The following is a 20,347-nucleotide window of genomic DNA, read 5'->3' on the forward strand; positions in this document are numbered from 1 at the left end:
TCCATGCCCGCGATCGAGTGTCACACCACGCTGAAGCACACCGACTTCATCATGCGGAACCACCGGGTGCACGACGTTTCCGTGATGCCCGGGGTGACGTTCCTCGATCTCGTGTTCCGCACGCTGATGGCGACCGGGCGCGACCCCGGTGAGATCGTCCTGCGCGAGGTGCTGTTCACCGAGGCGATCGTCACCAAGCCGGAGGCCGACCGCGAGATCCGCGTCACCGTCGAGGGCGAGGACGTGCGGGCGGAGAGCCGCTGGAGCAGGGACGGGCAGCCGCTGTCCGACTGGCGGCGCAACCTCACCGGCAAGGTGGGCACGCCGAGCACCCCCGCGCCCGCCCCGATCGACCTGGACGCCCTCCGCCGGGGCGCGCGGCGGCAGGGCGACATGGAGGACCTGTACGCCCGCGCCAGGGCCGAGGACATCAGCCACGGCGAGCCCATGAAGTGCACCGGCCGGCTGCACCACGGCGACGGCTACCTGCTCGCCGAGCTGCGGCAGGAGTCGCCCGCCCCCGGCCACGAAGGCTTCCACCTGCACCCCGCCCGCCTGGACGCGGCCACGCTCGCCGGGCTGGGCCAGACCCAGGCGTCGGGGCAGGAGCCGTTCATCCCCGTCTACATCGCCGAGTTCCGCGCGCCCCGGCGGCTCGACGCGGCCTTCCACGTGTACGCGCCGAGTCCGGAGACCATCGCGCCGTCCGGCGACGTGATCACCAACGACTTCGGCCTCTATGACGAGCGGGGACACTTCGTCGCCGGGTTCGGCGGGCTGTCGTGCAAGCGCATCAGGTCGCCCCGGCTGATCGAGCGGCTGCTCGGCGACCCCGGACGTCCGGAGCCGCCCGCCACCGGCCGCAACGGCTCCGGCGACCTGGTCGGACGCCTGCGCGAGCTCGTGGCCGGGCCGCTCGGCCGCTCGCCCGGCGACGTGCCCACCGGCACCGGCTTCTACGACCTCGGCCTGGACTCCGTCACGCTCGTGGACATCGGCGAGCGGCTGGAGAAGATCGTCGGGCGGCGGCTCTACCCGACGCTGCTCTTCGAGTACGGCGACATCGACAGCCTCGCCGCCCACCTCTCCTCCGCCTACGACCTCACCCTGGAACAGCCGGAGCCATCGCCGGAGCCGGCGTCGGGGCCGGGCGAGACGTTGTGCTTCCGCGACGTCTGGGTGCCGCTGCCGCAGGACGGCGACGACCCCGGCGAGTACCGCGAGATCACCCCCGGCGCCCGGTACGACGGCTCCCGGCACCTCCTCATCCGGGCCACGCCTGGAGAGCCCGCCGACCCGTGCCTGGCCGTCTGGGAGACCGCGAAGGCCGTCCTCGACGCGAAGCCGGAGCGACCGGTCACCCTCACGTACGCGCACACCGGCGACGACCCCGCCCACGAGGCCGTCGGCGCGCTGGCCCGGACGATCACCGCCGAGACCCCGCTGATCCGCTGCCGCAGCATCCGCCTGGACACCGCCGCCGCCCCCACCTCAGCCCAGGCCGACCCGCTGCGGGACGCCTCCGCCGAGCCCGAGATCCGCTACCGGCGGGGCGAACGCCTGGTGCGCCGCTGGCTCCCGGCCGAGCCCTCCGAGGGCGGCGGAGCCGTCCCGGTCAGGAAGGGCGGCGTGTACGTGATCGCCGGCGGGACGGGTGGGATCGGCCGCGTCCTCGCCGAGCACCTGGAACGCCGCCACCAGGCCAGGGCCGTGCCCGTCAGCAGGAACGCGGAGATCTCCGCCGACCTGACCGACCCGGACCAGGTCGAACGCGCCCTCGCCACGGTCCGGGAGCGCCACGGCCGCATCGACGGCGTCTTCCACTGCGCGGGGGTCAACCGCGACGGGCTCTACCCGGGCAAGCGGGCCGCCGACATCGAGGCCGTGGTGGCGGCCAAGGCCCTCAGCGCCCGCCACCTGGACGCCGCCACCAAGGACGACGACCTGGACTATTTCGTGGTGTTCTCGTCGGTGTCGGCGTCCCTGGCCAACCCGGGGCAGGCCGACTACGCGTTCGCCAACGCGTACCTGGAGGAGTTCGCGCGCCGGCGGGCGGCCCGGGGGGACCGGCCGGGCCGGACCCTGGCGGTCGCGTGGCCGTACTGGGCCGAGGGCGGGATGCGGGTCGGGCCGGAGACGGTCGAGCGCTCCCGTACGGCCACCGGGATGGTCCCGCTGCCCACCGAGGCCGCCCTCGACGTGCTCGACCGCGCCCTGAGCGGGACCGGGGACGTCCTGACGGTGCTGCACGGCGACCCCGGCCGCATCCCGGACCTGCTGCCCGCCGCGCCACCGCGACCGGCCCCCCGGCCTGCGTCTTCCGTGGCGTACACCGAGGAGCGGGAAGCACGCGTCGAGGAGCCCATCGCGGTGGTCGGGCTGGCCGGGCGCTACCCCCAGGCCCCCGACCTGCGCACCTTCTGGCGCAACCTGGCCGAGGGACGCGACTGCATCGAGGAGATCCCGGACGGCCGCTGGAACCACGATGAGATCTACGACCCCGAGAAGGGCGCCCGGGGCAGGACGTACGGCAAATGGGGCGGCTTCCTCGACGGCGTCGACCGCTTCGACCCCGCCTTCTTCGGCATCTCCCGCCGCGACGCCGAACGCATGGACCCGCAGGAACGGCTGTTCCTCCAGACCTGCTGGCACGCCCTGGAGGACGCCGGCCACCCGCCGGAGTCGCTGTCGGCGCACAGCGTCGGCGTGTTCGCGGGCGTCATGTGGAACCACTACCAGCTCGTCGAGGGCGGGGAGGGCGGCGTCGCCCCCACGGCCATGCACGCCTCCATCGCCAACCGCGTCTCCTACACCCTCGACCTCCACGGCCCGAGCATCGCGCTGGACACCGCCTGCTCCTCCTCGCTGACCGCCGTGCACCTGGCCGTCGAGAGCCTGCGGCGCGGCGAGTGCGACCTCGCCCTGGCCGGCGGCGTGAACGCGACCGTCCATCCGCAGAAGTACCTGCAGCTCGCCCAGGGACACTGGCTGTCGGAGGACGGCCGGTGCCGCGCCTTCGGCGCGGGCGGCAGCGGGTACGTCCCCGGCGAGGGCGTCGGGGCCGTCCTGCTCAGGCCGCTCTCGCGGGCCAGGGCGGACGGCGACCACATCTACGGCGTCATCGCCGCCACCGCCGTCAACCACACCGGCAGGACGAGCGGGGCCACGGTCCCGAGCCCGCGCTCGCAGGCCGCGCTCATCGGCACGGCGATCCGCAGGTCCGGCTGGGATCCGGCGAGCATCGGCTACATCGAGGCGCACGGCACCGGCACCTCGCTCGGCGACCCGATCGAGGTCGAGGGCATGCGCCAGGCCCTGCCGCAGGACGCGGACTGCGCGATCGGCTCGGTCAAGTCCAACATCGGCCACCTGGAGGGCGCCGCCGGGATCGCCGGGCTCACCAAGGTGCTGCTCCAGCTCCGGCACGGGCGGCTGGTGCCGTCCCTGCACGCGGAGGAGCTGAACCCGAAGATCGACTTCGACGCCACGCCCTTCCACGTGCAGCGCGCGCTGGAACCCTGGCCCGTCGCCGCCGGCACGCCCCGGCGGGCCGGGGTCAGCGCGTTCGGCGCGGGCGGCACGAACGCGCACGTCCTGGTCGAGGAGGCCCCGGAGCCCGCCCCCGGGCCGGGCGCGGGCGGGCCCTGCCTGTTCGTGCTCTCCGCCCGTACGCCGGAGGCGCTGCGCGACTACGCCCGCGCCTGGACCGGCTTCCTGGCGGAGGCCGATTCTCCGGGGTTCCCGTCGGAGGGACGGTCCCCGGGCGGCGCGGAACGGGTGGCCGCGCTGCTCGGCATCCCCGCCGACCAGCTCGACCCGGCCGACTCGCTGGGCGACCTCGGCCTCGACCCGGCCGCGCTGATCCAGCTCGGGCACGGGCTCTCGCTGGACGACACCGTCGCCGACCTGGCCGACCCCGGAACGGACCTGGCCGACCTCGCCTACACCTCGCAGGTCGGACGTACCGGCATGGCGGAGCGGCTGGCGCTCGTCGTGGACGACCTGGCCGGGCTGCGGGCCGGGCTGGAGGCGTACGCGCGAGGCGAGACCCCCGGCCCAGGCTCCTTCACCGGCTCCTCGACCGGCTCCTCGACCGGCTCCTCGACCGGCGGCGGGGACGGGACGCCGTCGGCGGACGACTGCGTCCGGCTGTTCCGGGCCGGACGGCTGGAGGAGGTGGCGGCGGCCTGGGCCTCGGGAGCCGAGGTGCCGTGGCGCGAGTGCCACGACGGCGGGCGGCTGATGCCTGCGCCGGTCTACCCGTTCCAGGAGGAGAGCTGCTGGCTCGGCCGCTGGCAACGCTCCACCACGCCTGCCGCGCCCCTGGGCGCCACACCCGCTGTGGAAGCGCCCGCCACCTCGCCCTCGCTGGACACTCCCGCCATCACGCCCGTCGGACCGCTCGCCGTGGACATGCCGGAGGAGGAGGCCGTGGAGCTCGTGCCGGACGGCGAAGGGGTGCGGTTCGAGGTGCTGCCCGAAGGGGTGGCGCTGGTGGTGATGGGGTCCGGGGCGTCCATGTTCACCCGGGAGCTCATCGACGACCTCCAGGCCGCGTTCGCCGAGATCGCCCGGCGCGAGGACGTCAAGGCGGTCGTGCTCACCGGCAGCGGCAACGTCTTCAGCATGGGCGCCACCCCGGAGGCGCTGCGCACGCTCGCCGGCGGCCAGGGTCGCTTCACGGACGTGCCCTTCCTGTACGAGGGCCTGCTGCGGTGCGACCGGCCGGTCATCGCCGCCGTCCAGGGGCACGCGTCGGGCGGCGGGCTGGCCTTCGGGCTGTTCGCCGACCTCGTCGTCATGGCGGCCGAAGGGGTCTACAGCGCCAACTTCATGAAGTTCGGCTTCACGCCGGGGATGGGCGCGACGTACATCCTCGAAGAGCGGCTCGGCCGGTCGGCGGCGCACGAGATGCTCTACACCGGCCGTTCCGTCACGGGTGAGGAGCTGGCCCGGCGGGGGGCGGGGGTGACCGTCCTGCCGCAGGCCGCCGTGCTGAAGGCGGCGCTCAGGCACGCCCGCTCGATCGCCGCGCTGCCGCTGCCCGCCCTGCGGGCGCTCAAGTCCGAGCTGGCCGGACGGGTGCTCGACCGGCTGCCCGGCGTCATCGCGGGGGAGTCGGGGATGCACGAGCGCGTGCTCGGGCAGGAGTCGCTGGCCCGGGTCGACGACTACTTCGCCAAGGTGGACACCTTCAAGGGCGCCCCCTCGAAGGCCGCCACCCCCGAGGCCGCACCCACCGAACCGACCACCCCCGCCGAACCGGCGCCCCCCAAGGCCGCAGTCGCCGACCCGGCCACGCCTGCCGAACCGGCCACGCCTGCCGAACCGGCCACGCCTGCCGGCCCGGCCACGCCTGCCGACCCGGCGGCCCCCGAGGGCGGCCCCGAGCCGGGGGAGGTGCGGCGGGTCATCGAGGGCACCCTCATGAGCCACCTCTACCTCCAGGCCCACGAGGTGGACGACTCGCTGAGCTTCAGCGAGATGGGGCTGGACTCGATCGGGGCCGTGGAGATCGTCCGGGACCTGAACCGCAGCTTCGGGCTGGACCTGGACTCCGTCGCCGTCTACGACCATCCGACCGTCCCCGCGCTGGTGGAGGCCGTCCGGGACGCCGTGGCCGCCGACCGCCTCACCGTGCCCCCACCGCGTCCGGCCCCCGAACAGGAGACCCCGCAGGAGCGCCCTCTGGTCCCCGAGCAACCCACCCCGGACCAGGCGGGACGGGTCCGGCTGCCCTCGCTCGACGGCGACCGCGCGAAGCCGGAACCCGTGGCGGAGGAGCCCCCCGAGCGCACCGGCACGATCACCCTGGAGGCGGTGCGGCCCACCGGGAAGCCCGAGAAGCCCGCCGCCCGCGAGGAGGACATCGCCGTCATCGGCATGGCCGGACGCTACCCCGACGCGCCCGACCTCCAGGCGTTCTGGCGGAACCTGGCGGACGGCCGGTGCAGCATCCGCGAGGTCCCGCCCGAGCGGTTCGACGTCTCGCGGGTGTACGACGCCGACCGCATGGCGCCCGGCCGGACGTACAGCAAATGGGCCGCCATGCTGACCGATGTCGACGCCTTCGACGCGGGCTTCTTCAACATCTCGCCGCTGGAGGCCGAGACGATGGACCCGCAGCAGCGGCTGTTCCTCCAGGAGGCGTGGCACGCCCTGGAGGACGCCGGTTACGCGGGCAGGTCCGGCCGCAGACCGTGGGGCTGCTTCGTCGGCTGCGGCGCCGGCGACTACGCGAGCCTGCTCGCGGCGGCCGGCCGCGACGACACCGGGCACGCCTTCCTCGGCAACGCCTCGTCGGTGCTGCCCGCGCGGATCGCGTACCTGCTGGACTTCGGCGGGCCGACCATGGCCGTGGACACCGCGTGCTCGTCCTCGCTGGTGGCCGTGCACCTGGCCTGCGAGAGCATCCGGCGCGGCGAGTGCGAGGCGGCGATCGCGGGTGGGGTGGCGGTGATGAACACCCCGAGGATGCACATCTGGTGCAGCAAGGCCGGGATGCTCTCGCCCACCGGAACGTGCGCGCCCTTCGACGAGTCGGCCGACGGCATCGTGCTGGGCGAGGGCGTCGGCGTGGTCGTGCTGAAGCGCCTGGACCGGGCGCTGGCGGACGGCGACCACGTCCACGGCGTCATCCGGGCCAGCGGCGTCAACGGCGACGGCGCGAGCAACGGCATCACCGCCCCCAGCGCCTCCTCCCAGGCAGAACTGCTCACCGAGGTGCACCGGCGGGCCGGGATCGGCCCCGGCGCGGTCGACTACGTCGAGACGCACGGCACCGGGACGGAGTTGGGCGACCCGATCGAGGTCAAGGCACTGGCGAAGGTGTTCGGCGCGGACCGGGAGCGCCCGTGCCGCATCGGGTCGCTCAAGGCGAACGTGGGCCACACCACCATGGCGGCCGGGATCGGCGGGCTGCTCAAGACGCTGCTGGCGTTGCGGCACCGGCAGCTGCCGCCGTCACCGGGGTTCACCCGCGGCAACCCGAAGATCGACTTCGCGGACGGTGCGCTCGAAGTGGTCACCGAGCTGTCGCCCTGGACGGCCGGCGGCTCGCGGGAGCGGGTGGCGGCCGTGAGCAGCTTCGGCTTCAGCGGGACGAACTGCCACGTCGTGGTCGCCGAGGCGCCCTCCCGCGAACCGCGTGCCGGCGGGCGCGAGGACGTCGTCGTGCCCCTGTCGGCCCCGGACGAGAGCACCTTGGCGCGGCTGCGCACCGGCCTGGCCGGCCACCTCGACGCCCACCCGGAGCTGGACGTGCGCGACGTCGCCCGTACGCTCGCCGTGGGCCGGGCGCACCTGGCGGGGGCCCGGTGCGCGTACGTCGCCGGGGATCTCGCGGACCTGCGCGGCCAGTTGCGCGACGGCGCCCGCCCGGCATCCGGCGAGGCGGGACGCCTCGCCGCGCGGTACACCGGCGGCGACGACCTCTCCTGGGACGACTGGGACGACCTGACGGCGGGCGGACGGCGGGTGCCGCTGCCCGGACACCCGTTCGCGGACGACCGGCGCCACTGGGTGGGCCGCGACGGCCACCCGACCCCGCCCACCGGAGACACGCGGATCCGCCCCGACGACCTGCTGGTCGCCGACCACCGGATCGGCGACACCCCCGTGCTGCCCGGCGTGGCCTTCATGACGATCGCCGCCGAGCGCGGCGGACTGTCCGGTCCGGTGCGGTTCGAGCGGGTACGGTGGCTGCGCCCGTTCGAGGTGCGCGAGGCCCGTCCCCTGGACGTGGTCGTCCACGACGACGGCGGCTTCGAGCTGGACGGGCACGCGCGCGGCACCCTGCGGACCGGCGACGGCGCACTGCGCCCGCTGGACGTCGCGGCGATCGGGGCGCGCTGCGCGGACAGTCGACCGGCCGACGACCTCTACCGCGCCTTCGACCGTGCCGGGCTCCACTACGGGCCCGGGTTCCGGGTGCTGCGCGAGGTCCGCGTCGGCGACGGCGAGGCGCTCGGCGTGCTGCGCGACGGCGCTCGCTGGGAGGCGCTCCTGGACGGCGCCCTCCAGACCGTCGCGGCGCTGCGTCCCGAGGGCGGCGAGCCCGCGATGCCGTTCAGCGTGGAGTCGGCCGAGCTGGACGGCCCGATCACCGGCCCCTCCTACGCCCACGTCACCGACGAGGGCCGGGACGGCTACACGGTCCGCCTCGCCGACGCCGAAGGGCAGGTCAGGGCGGAGTTCCGCGGGGTCGTCCTGCGGACCCGACCGGCCCGACCGGCTCGTCCGTCGGCGGAGGGCATGACCTTCGCCCCGGTCTGGCACAGGACGCGACCCGCCGTCGCCTCCGCGGAGGCCGGTGGCGGACGGGCGCTCGTCCTGCACACCCCGGCCGCCGAACCGCTGGCCCGTGCCCTGCTGGACGAGCACGAGGACGGGCGCCTGGCGCCGCTGGCCCCGCCCGCCCCGCCGGAGGGACGGTACGACACGGTGTACGTCCTCGCCCTGACCGGCCCGGACGGCCCGCCCGCCGACGACCCCACCACCCACGACGTCTTCCGCCTGGTCAAGCGGCTCTCCGAGCGAGGCCGGGGCGGGTGGACGCCCACGGTGAAGGTGGTCGTCGCCGGAGCCGTGCGGGCCGGGGACGAGGAGATCGTCCCGCACGCGGCCGGCGTGATCGGCCTGACCAGGGCTCTGGCCGCCGAGCACCCGCACTGGACGGTCGCCACCATCGACGTCGGCACCGGGCCATGGCCGCCCGCCGACCTCGCCCGCCTGGTACGCGCCGAGAGCTGCGCCGACGAGCTGGTCGCCCTCCGCGACGGCCACCGCCACGTCCGCACCCTGGAACCCCTGCCCCTGCCCGCCGAGGGCGACGGGCCGTACCGGGACGGCGGGGCGTACCTGATCGTGGGCGGGACCGGCGGGCTCGGACGCACCTTGAGCAGGCATCTGGCCGCCACCGTGGGAGCACGGCTGGCGCTGGTCGGACGGCGGGCGATCACTCAGGAGATCCGCGAGCAGCTCGCCGAGATCGAGTCGCTCGGCGGGCGGGCCGTGTACCTGCGGGCCGACGTGGCCGACCGGACCGCGTTCGGCGGGGCCGTCGAGGCCGCGCGGGAGCGGTTCGGCGAGCTCCACGGCGCCTTCCACGCCGCTCTGGTGCTGCGCGACATGACGCTCGCCAACATGGACGACGACGCGTTCACCCAGGTGCTCTCGCCCAAGGTCGCCGGTGCCGCCGTCTTCGCGGAGGCGCTGGCGGGCCTGCCGCTCGACTTCCTGGCCTACTTCTCGTCCGCGGCCTCGTTCGTCGAGGTGGGCGGGCAGGCGAACTACGCGGCCGCGGGCACGTTCGAGGACGCCTACGCGCTGAGCCTGCGCGACCGGCCCGTGAGCGTGATCAACTGGGGCTACTGGGGGAGCGTCGGCGCGGTCTCCGGAGGCGGCTACGACGGCCGGTTCGCCGAGCTGGGCATCGGCTCGATCGAGCCCGGGGAGGGCATGGCGGCGCTGGAGTCCGTCCTGAGGTCGGGCGCGCGGCAGGCGCTCGTCGTCAAGGCGGACGCGAAGGGCCTGGCCCACATCGGCGTCCGCACCCCGGACTTCACTCCTGAGCACTCCCGGACCGGCGGTGGAGGGGAGCTGGCGCGGGCGCGGGCGGCGTTCGCCGAGCTGGACGAGCTGGCCCGCGGGCTGCTGCGCCGGTCGGCCGACCGGGTCAGGGCCGTCGGGAACGTGCGCGAGGACCGCCGGCGGCTGCGTGCCGCCGTCCTCGACCTGCTGGACCGGCCCGCGCGGGAGGCGTCGCCGGAGGAGGTGCTGGCCCGGTTCCCCGACCTGGAGCCGCACGTCAAGCTGCTGACCGCCTGCGTCGAGGCGCTGCCCTTCGTGCTGGCGGGCGAGCGCGACCCCATGGAGGTGCTGTTCCCCGGCGGCTCGATGAGCCTGGTCGAGCAGGTCTACAAGGGGCAGGCGGTCTCGGACCACTTCAACCGCCTGCTCGCCGAGGAGGCCGCCCGCGGCGGCCCCCGCCGCGTCCTGGAGATCGGGGCCGGTACGGGGGCCAGCACCGGTTTCGTCCTGGACGCCCTCGAAGGCCAGGACGTCGAGTACACCTACACCGACATCTCGGCCGGTTTCCTGCGCCAGGGCGAGCGCGAGTTCGCCGGACGCCGCCCGGACCTCGTCCTCGCCCTCCTCGACGTGGAACGCGACCCGGCCGAGCAGGGCTTCGAGACCGGGGCCTACGACGTCGTACTGGCCACGAACGTCCTGCACGCCACCGCCGACGTCGGCCGGACGCTGCGCAACGCCGCCGCGCTGCTGCGTCCCGGCGGCCGGCTGCTGGTCAACGAGGTGACCAGGGCGGCCGACTTCCTGACCCTCACGTTCGGGCTGACGCCGGGATGGTGGCGCTTCACGGACGAGGAACTGCGCCTGCCGCACAGCCCGCTGCTCGGCGCGGTCCAGTGGCAGCGGGCGTTCAGGGAGGCCGGTCTCACCCCCGCCCGCACCCTCGGCATCCCCGGCACGCCCGTCGAGGAGCTCGACCAGTGCGTCCTGGTGGGCGAGACGGCGCCCACCACCGCCGCCACCGGCGCGCGCGACTACGTCAAGCGGGTGTTCGCCGAGGTGCTCAAGTACGGCACGACCGACCTGGACGAGCGCGCCACGTTCGAGACCTTCGGCATCGACTCGCTGGTGAGCCAGAACGTCATCCACCGGTTCGAGCAGGACCTCGGGCCGCTGCCGTCCACGCTCCTGTTCGAGAACCTGACGATCGAGGAGCTGGCCGCGTACCTGGAGGGCGAGCACGGCGAGCGCCTGCGCGCGGCCCTGGGAGACCAGCCCGCGCGGGAGGAGCCGGCGCGGGCCGCGACGCGACGCGAGCCCGCCACGCAGGCCCTCGACATCGCCGTGGTCGCGATGACCGGCCGCTACCCGGCCTCCCCCGATCTGGACGCCTTCTGGAGCAACCTCGCGAAGGGCGCGAACTGCATCACCGAGGCGGACCGCTTCGACCTGGACGCCCTGTACGACCCCAAACGCGGACGCAAGCAGCGCACCTACAGCAAGTGGGGCGGCTTCATCGAGGGCGTGGAACAGTTCGACGCGCCGTTCTTCGGCATCCTGCCGCGCGACGCCGAGATCACCGACCCGCAGGAACGCCTGTTCCTGGAGACCGCCTGGACCCTGCTCGAAGACGCCGGCTACCTGAGCGAGCACACCAGGCAGCCGAGCACCGGCGTCTTCGTCGGCACCATGTACGGCTCCTACGGGCGCATGGCGGCGGCCGAGGGCTGGCCGGACGGCAGGTACGCGGGGGCGCACTCGGCGTACTGGTCGATCGCCAACCGGGTGTCGTACTTCTTCGACCTGCGCGGGCCGAGCCTCGCCGTCGACTCGGCCTGCTCGTCGTCGCTGACCGCCCTCCAGCTCGCCTGCGAGAGCCTGCGGCGCGGCGAGTGCGCGCAGGCCATCGCGGGCGGCGTCAACCTGATCCTGCACCCCGCCCACTTCGTCGCGCTCTGCTCGCTGAACATGCTCGCCGCCGACGGCGCCTGCAAGGTGTTCGACGAGGCGGCGGACGGGTTCGTACCGGGGGAGGGCGTCGGGGCGGTGCTGCTCAAGCCCCTGGCCGACGCCGAGGCGGACGGCGACCGGATCTACGGCGTCATCAAGGGCGCCTTCGCCAACGCCGGGGGCAAGACCGCCGGATACACCGTGCCCAATCCGAGCGCGCAGGCCGACCTGGTCTCCGAGGCGGTCCGGCGGGCGGGCCTGGACCCCCGGACCATCTCCTACGTCGAGGCGCACGGCACCGGCACCGCCCTCGGCGACCCCATCGAGATCGCCAGCCTGACCAGAGCCTTCACCTCCCACGTTCCCCGGAACGAGGCCGGGAACGGGGATGGGGACGGCGTGGACCGGCTGGTCGGCTCCGTCAAGGCCAACATCGGGCACCTGGAGGGCGCGGCGGGCATCGCCGGGCTGACGAAGGTGCTGCTGCAGTTCCAGCACGGCCAGGTGGCTCCCTGCGCGAACCTGGAGACGCCCAACTCGAAGATCGACTTCTCGGCGTCCCCCTTCCGGCCGCCGGACCGGCTGACCGACTGGCGGCGGCCCGTCCTCGACGGCGAGACGTTCCCGCGCCGCGCGGGGGTCAGCTCGTTCGGCGCCGGAGGGGCCAACGTGCACGTGGTCCTGGAGGAGTACGTGCCCACCGCCGGGACGCCGTCCGAGCCCGCCGACGCCGCCGAGCAGGTGATCCTGCTGTCGGCCCGTACCCGCGACCAGCTCCGCGCCATGGCCGGCCGGGTCGCCGACGTCGCGGTGAGCGGACGGGCCGGGCTGGCGGAACTGGCCTACACCACCCAGGTGGGCCGGGCCGAGCTGCCCGAACGGCTCGCCGTCCGGGCAGCCACCCTGGACGAGCTCGCCGCCCGGCTGCGTTCCTTCGCCGACGACGGCGAGGCGGACGGCGTCCTCGTGGGGACGGCGGAGACCGGCGCCGACCAGCCTCCGCCGGAGGACGGCGCGGAGGGGCTCGGGGCGGGGTGGGTCGCGGGCGCCCGGGTGAACTGGGGCAGCAAATGGCCCGCCCCCCACCCGCGCCGCGTAACCCTCCCGCCCTACCCCTTCGACCACCGCCCCTACTGGCTCCCCTCCACCTCCACCTCCACCTCCACCTCCACCTCCACCTCCACCTCCACCTCCACCTCCACCCCCACCCCCACCTCCGACCAAACCCCCACCCCCAGCCTGTCCACGGCAACCTCCGCTCGGACCCCTGAGCCGACCCCCGAGCCTGGCTCCGGGGTGGCCGCCGCGCCTGCTCCGGAGCCCGTCTCTGGGCTGACGTCCGCGACGGCCGCCGGTCCGGCCCCCGAGCCGGGCTCTGGAGAGGGCTCCCCGAGCGAGACGGGAGCCGCTGACGGGCGTTGCACCTACCTGCGCCCCCTCTGGACGCCCACCCCGCTCCCCGAAGGAACCCGGGCCCCGGAAGCGCTCCTGGTGCTCACCGAGGACGACCGGCTCGCCGAAGCACTCGGCGGCCTCCGGCTCCACCCCGGCGACGCATCTCCGACGGACGCCGCAAGGGGCGGACGTTCGGTCGGCGACCTGGGCCGGGCCCCGGACGCGATCGTGATCGCCCCGTCCGACCCGTTCCCCGGGACCGCCGCCTTCGAGGCCCTGCTCCGGACGTCCACAGCCGTCCTGCGAGACGGCGGCCCGCTCCGGGTCGTGGTGTCCGTCCAGGCCGGCGAGCCTCACCACACCGCCCTGGCCGCCGCCCTGAGAACGCTGGCCCTGGAGCACACCGGATTCAGCGGCGTGTGCGTCACCGGCGCCACCCCGGCGCAGGTCGCGGCCGAGCTGCGCGCGCCCGCCGCCGGAACCGCCCCCGAGCAGCGGGTCTCCGAGGTCGCCTACCGCGACGGCGCCCGCCTGCTGAAGGGCATGGAACCGTACGAGCCGCCTCCACCCGGGCTGGACGTCCGACCGGACGGCACGTACCTGATCACCGGTGGCGCCGGGGCCATCGGGCTGGCGTTCGCCCGTTTCCTCGCCGAGCGCGGGGCGGCGAAGCTGGTCCTGACCGGCCGGTCCGACCCCGGCGACGACATCGCGCGCCGGATCGCCGGACTGCCCGCCGTGTACGTGCGCGCCGACGTCTGCTCGGCCGCCGACCTGCGCGACCTGTGCGACCGGTACGGCCCCTTCCACGGCGTCATCCACGCCGCCGGCATCCACCTGGACGCGCGGGCCGTGCGCAAACGTCCCGAGGACACGCGGGCCGTGCTGGGACCCAAGATCCTCGGCACCGTCCTGCTCGACGAGGCCCTGCGCGGGCAGTCGCCGGACTTCCTGGCGCTGTTCTCGTCGGTGGCGGCCGAGACCGGCAACATCGGGCAGATCGACTACGCCTACGCCAACGCCTTCCTCAACCACTTCGCCGAGCTGCGCGAGCGGCTCGGGCACGGCAGGACGCTCGCCGTCGGCTGGCCGCTGTGGGAGGAGGGCGGCATGAAGGTGGACGACGCCACCCGCCGGTTGTTCGCACGCCGCTGGGGCAGCGTCCCGATGAGCACCGCCGCCGGTCTGACCGCCTTCGCCAGAGGGCTGGCCGGGGCCGAGACGAGCTTCGCCGTCGTCGAAGGCTCCTCCGAGCCCGCCCCCGAACGCTCCCAGCCGCCCGCGACCCCCGAATCCGAGGTTATGGAGATGAGTGAGCCCATGTCCGCGCCGGAGACGACCGGGCCCGACGACGATCTGACCGAGGCGGTCCGGGCGGAGCTGCGCCGCGCGGCGGCCGGATTCCTGCTGGTGGGCGAGGAGCACGTGGACCTCGACGCCGAGCTGATGGACATGGGGTTCGACTCGATCTCCATGGCCGAGCTGGTGGACCAGGTGAACGAACGGTACAAGCTGGACCTGCTGCCGACCGTGCTCTTCGAGGCGACCGACCTGGCCACGTTCTGCGAGCACCTGCTCGCCGAGCACCCGGCCGAGCTCGCCGCCGCCCACACCTCACCCAGCCCTCCCGAGAAGCCAGCCGAAGAACCTCCCGCCGCCCCTGCCGCGCGGCAGGAGGACGCCGAGCCAGGCCCGGCGCCGGAGACCGTGACCACGCCCCCACCCCCCGGCGCCGGGACCTCCCCGGCCACGACGGACAGCACCGCGACAGAGAGGGCCGCGACGGGCAGCACCGCGACAGACAGCACCGTGACGGAGAGGGCCGTGACGGGCGGGATCGCGATCGTCGGCATGGCGGGCCTGTTCCCCGGCTCCACCGACCTGGACGACTTCTGGCGCCACCTCGCCGAGGGCCACGACCTCACCCGCCCGGTCCCCGACGACCGGCGCGAGCTGCGCGAGAACCCCGAGACGGCGAACGTCCGCGCCGGGTTCCTCGACGACGTCCGCTCCTTCGACGCCGCGCTGTTCGGCATCTCGCCCAAGGAGGCGGCGATGATGGACCCGCAGCAGCGACTGTTCCTCCAGACCGTCTGGCGGGCCGTCGAGGACGCCGGCCACCGCCCCGCCGACCTGGCCGGCACCAGGACGGGCCTGTTCGCGGGCGTGTCCGCGTGCGACTACGACGACCTGCTGCGCGAGTACGGCGTGCCGGTCGAGGCCCACACGGCCAGCGGCGTGGCCGACTGCATCCTGGCCAACCGCGTCTCCCACCTGCTGGACCTGCGCGGCCCGAGCGAGGCGGTCGACACCGCCTGCTCCAGCTCCCTCGTCGCCCTGCACCACGCGGTCCGCGCCATCGAGGACGGCGAGTGCGACGCGGCCATCGCCGGCGGCGTCAACCTGACGCTGAGCCCGGGGCTCTACATCGCGTTCGCCAAGTCCGGCATGATCAGCGAGGACGGCGTCTGCAAGACGTTCGACGAGCGCGCCGACGGCTACGGCCGGGGCGAGGGCTGCGGAGCCGTCCTGCTCAAGCCGCTGAAGACGGCGCTGGAGGACGGCGACCAGATCCTCGCCGTGATCAGGGGCAGCGCGGTCAACCACGGGGGACGGGCCAGCTCGCTCACCGCGCCCAACCCCGAGGCGCAGGCGCGCGTGCTGGTCGACGCATACCGCAAGGCGGACGTCGACCCCTCCCGCGTCACCTACATCGAGGCGCACGGCACCGGCACCAGGCTCGGCGACCCGATCGAGATCGAGGGCATGAAGAAGGCGTTCGCCCGCCTGTACGCCGACCGGGGGCGGCCCGCGCCGGACGTCCCGCACGTCGCCCTGGCCACGGTGAAGACCAACATCGGCCATCTGGAGGCGGCGGCCGGCATCGCGGGGCTGCTCAAGGTGCTGCTCTGCATGCGCCACGGGGCCCTGCCGCCGTCGATCCACTACGAGCGGCCCAACCCGTACGTGCGGCTGGAGGGGAGCCCGTTCACCATCAACACGCGGCTCACGCCGTGGGACGGGGCGGACCGGGTGGCCGGGGTGAGCTCGTTCGGCTTCGGCGGCACGAACGCGCACGTGGTGCTGGAGGCGTACCGGCAGCCGATCCCGGCGGAGACGGCAGGGGAGCCGCGGGTGCTGGTCCTGTCGGCGGGCCGCCGCGAAGCCCTGGAGGAGTACGCGCGGGACGTCGCCCGTCACATCCGGGAACATCCGGAGATCGGCCTCGACCGCATCGCCTGGACCCTCCAGAACGGACGCCGCCACCTGGCCGAACGGATGGCCGTGGTGGTCACGGATCGCGAGCAGGCGGTCCGGGCGCTGAGCGGCGAGCCGGCGGGCGTGCACAGGGGCACCGCCCGCAGGGACGCCCCGGCGCCGTGGGGGACCGGGCCGGAGGACCTGGCCGAGGCGTGGGTCTCCGGCAGCGAGGTGGACTGGCAGGGGCTGTGGCAGGGCCCGCGCCCGGTGCGGGTCTCGCTGCCCGGCCCGCCCTTCGCCCGCGTCGAGCACTGGTTCACCGCCCCCGAGTCGCCCGCCGTCCAGGACGCCGGGACCGTCGGGCCGGCCGCGCCGCCCGTCGCTCGGAACGGCGGGGCCGTGCGGCGGACCAGCGACGGGAAGGTGCGCCTGCGCGCCGCCAAGGGCGGCAGGACGCCGGACGCGCCCGCCCCCGCCGCGCGTACGGAGGCCACGCGGCCGGACGAGACGCCGGCCGCGCCCGCCGGAGGGCCCGCCGGAGGGCCCGCCGGAGGGCCCGCCGGGGTCGAGGAGATGCTGCGCGAGCGGCTCTCCACGATCCTGGACGCCGACCCCGACGGCGTGGACGTGGACACCCCCTTCGAGGAGCTGGGGCTCGACTCCATCTTCCGGATGGAACTGGTCAAGGCGATCAACACCGCCTTCTCCCTCGACCTCCAGGCAGCCGAGCTGTACGAGTACGACACGGTGGACCGGCTCGCCCGCGCCGTGGAATCAGCCATCACCGAATCCACCGCCCCCACCCGAGAACCCGACCCCGCCCCGAAGCCCACCAGGAAACCGGCCCCTGACCCCGCGCGACGCAAGGCCCCGGAACCCGCACAACGCAAGGCTCCGGAATCCACGCGACGGAAGCCCCCGGAACCCGCGCGACAGGAGGCGTCCGACCTGGAGGGCCGGCTCGCGGAGCTGGTGGGCGCGATCACCGAGCGCCCGCTCGACCCCCGCCGCAGCTTCGCCGACAACGGCCTCACCTCCTTCGAGATGCTGCGCGTGGTGAGCGTCCTGGAGAAGCAGGTCGGCGCGCTGCGCAAGACCCTCCTGTTCGACCATCCCACGCTCGCCGACCTGGCCGCGCACCTGCACGACGAGCGCGGCGTCGAGTCCGTGCACCCCCCGCAGGAGCAGGACGGGTTCGCCACGCACGAGACGCGGGCACGCGACGGCGAGCCGGCCGTGCTGCTGAAGCGGGACCTGCACCGGCACCCGGACCTGCGCGACCTGGTGGCCGACATCGACCGCCGGCACGCCAAGGAGGGCGGCCTGGCCGGACGTGACATCGCGCCCCTGGCCTTCATCGGCTCGGCCAGGAAGGGCTACCTGCACGTCTCCGAGAACGCCGGCAACCTGCTGGCCTGGAGCTACGCCGGTTCCGAGGAGTACTTCCACGAGCTGGTCGAGGAGTACACCGCCTACGCGAAGGCGCGCGGCCTGCGGCCCAACTTCCTGTCCCTCCTGCCGGTGCGCGAGGTGGGCGGGGAGCCGTACAGCGCGACGCCGTTCGGGGCCGTGCAGCGGCTGGAGGACCTGGGGTCCTTCACGCTGAAGGGCGGGCGGATGGAACGCCTGCGGTACATGGTCCGGCGTTTCTGCAAGGCGGGCGAGTGCCGGACGGCCGAGTACCGCTCGGGCGAGGACCCCGCGATGGACCGCAGGCTGGCCGGGCTGGTGGACGAGTGGGCCGGTCGCAAGCAGATGGTCAACCCGTACGTGTCGGTCGTCCGGCGGGAGATCGAGGAGGGCCGCCTGGACCGCAGGCACCGGGTCTTCGTCACCTACCTGGACGACGAGGTGGCCAACGCGGTCGTCATCACGAAGATCCCGTCGGAGAACGGATACCTGCTGGACGTCGAGTTCTACCCCAAGGGCATGCCGCTCGGCGGGCTGGAGTTCGCGATCGTGCAGATCATCGAGCAGCTCGTGGACGAGGGATGCTCGATGTTCAGCTTCGGCGCCAGCTTCGGCGTGGAGACGGAGGAGTCGGCCAACGCCGCCCCGGACGTGCGGCAGGCGCTGGACGAGCTGCGGTCGGCGGGGATATTCGGCGAGGGGAACTTCCAGTTCAAGAACAAGTTCCGGCCGGTGAACGTCCCCATCTACCTGTGCCAGCCGGAAGGGGAGGACCGCACGCCGGTGTCGGAGATCATCCTCATGATCGCCGACCCCGACCTCCGCCCCGCCACCGACACAACCCCCACCGACACAACCCCCACCGACACAACCCCCACCGACAACGAACCCACCGAAAAAGGGTCTGCGAACGAAGAGCCCGCCGACGCCGAGCCCGCCCGGGTCGAGCTGCTGGCCCGGTACGGCGGCGAGCCGGCCCGCGTCCCCGCCCACCACGTCACCACCGACCTGATCACCGACTCGTGGGCCGAGCTGGACGCCCCCTGGATCGCCGAGCGGCTGCGACGGCTGACGGACCGGTCGGCCGCCCGCCCGGACCCGGAGATCACGGGCCTGCCGTTCCCCTGCATCGTCCCGACGGGCTCCGGCCGGGCGGCCGAGGCGCTGCTGTGCCGGTCCTGGCCGGGCCGGCCGGGACGCGTGCTGCACAACGGCCTGTTCCCGACGTGGTTCCTGAACCTGGCCGACCACGGCTTCAAGCCGGTCGAGCTCCCCGGCGGCCCGGAGGTCGACGTCGAGGCGTTGCGGGCGGAGCTGGCCGGGGACGAGCCGGTGTCGTTCGTCTGCGTGGAGGTCGGGAACAACGCGGCCGGCGGCGCGCCGACGTCGCTGGCGAACCTGCGCGCGGTCAAGGAGGCCGCGGCCCGGCACGGCGTCCCGCTGGTGGTCGACGGCGCCCGCGTGGTGGACAACGCCGTGGCGGTCGCGGACGGCCGGGACGTGTGGGAGGTCGTCCGCGAGATCCTCGAACTGGCCGACAGCGCCACGATCAGCCTGTCCAAGGACTTCGGGGTGCCGTTCGGCGGCCTGCTCGCCACCCGCGACGACGCGCTGCGCGAGCGGGTCGCCGAACGGCTGGAGACCTGGGGCAGGGACGTCGGCCTGGCCAACCGCCGGATCATCGCGGCCGCGCTGGAGGACCGCGAGACGGTGGCCGAGCAGGTGCGCGCCCGGGGGGACGCGGTCGCGGCGCTGCGGCAGGGCCTGTCGGAGGCGGGCGTTCCGCTGGAGGGCCCGCCCGGGGGTCACTGCGTGCTGCTCAAGGACGCCGACCACGTACGGATCTTCCGGGAGACGGGCATCAGGGGCGCTCCGCACTTCGGCCGCGAGGGCGTGGTGCGCCTGGCGGTGCCGGTCGGCCTGAGCGTCGAGGACGCCAAGGACGCCGCCGCCCGCCTCTCTGCCCTCCTGGCCCCCACCACCCCCGAAGCCGCCGACAACCCCCGGGGAACCCGCGGCAGACCCGGAGCCCGCCGCGGCGACGCCGGCAACCCCAACCTGGCGATCCTGCGCGAGCACAACCCCGACGTCGAACAGGAGATCCTCACCACCCCGGACGGCGACGTCGAACTGTTCAGCGCAGGCTCGGGACCGCCGCTGCTGCTCATGCACCCGTTCAACATCGGCGCCGGCGTCTACGCCGCCCAGTTCAAGGGCCTGGCCCACCGCTACCGGGTGACGTCCGTGCACCATCCGGGCGTCGGCGCGACCACCGCCGCCGCCGACCTGTCGCTCGGCGGCCTGGCCCGGCTCTGCCACGACGTGGCGGGCGGCCCCGCGCACGTGGCCGGGGCGTCGTTCGGCGGGCTGGTGGCCCTGACGTACGCGCTCGACCACCCGGACGACACCGAGTCGCTGATCCTGATCGGCAGCTCCTGCCGCATCGGCAACCGGGTCGGCGACATCGACAAGCTGGAGGTGGTGGCCACCCAGGACTTCGACCGGGTCGTCGAGGGCAGCGGATCGAAGCGGCTGCGCAAGCGGCGCGCCGGCCTGATGCGGCTGCTGCTGCGCGCGGAGAGCATGGCCCCGCAGGTGGGCCTGCGCTACCTGGACGTGTTCGCCGAACGCCCGGACCTGGGCGACCGGCTGGCCGAGATCCGGGCGCGCACGCTGATCGTCCAGGGCCGGTACGACACCGTCATCCCGGCCAAGACCGCGCACCTGCTGCACGCCATGATCCCCGACTCACGCTACGAGGAGATCCCCGACGCGGGTCACTTCCCCCAGCTCACCAGCCCCGACCACGTCAACCGGCTGATCTGCGAGTTCCATGATGAAACGAATTGACGACAGCACC

At 74.3% G+C, this 20,347-nt stretch carries 1 protein-coding gene; it reads left to right on the top strand.

What is annotated here, in order from left to right; genetic code table 11:
• Nucleotides 1-3 precede the first annotated feature (3 nt).
• A complete protein-coding gene (locus ACIA8R_RS42805; RefSeq protein WP_397043332.1) occupies nt 4-20,337 on the top strand; it encodes an SDR family NAD(P)-dependent oxidoreductase in 20,334 nt (6,777 codons plus the stop codon).
• Nucleotides 20,338-20,347: the final 10 nt, after the last annotated feature.

It is taken from the genome of Nonomuraea sp. NPDC051191 (genome assembly GCF_044455665.1).
GTDB lineage: Bacteria > Actinomycetota > Actinomycetes > Streptosporangiales > Streptosporangiaceae > Nonomuraea.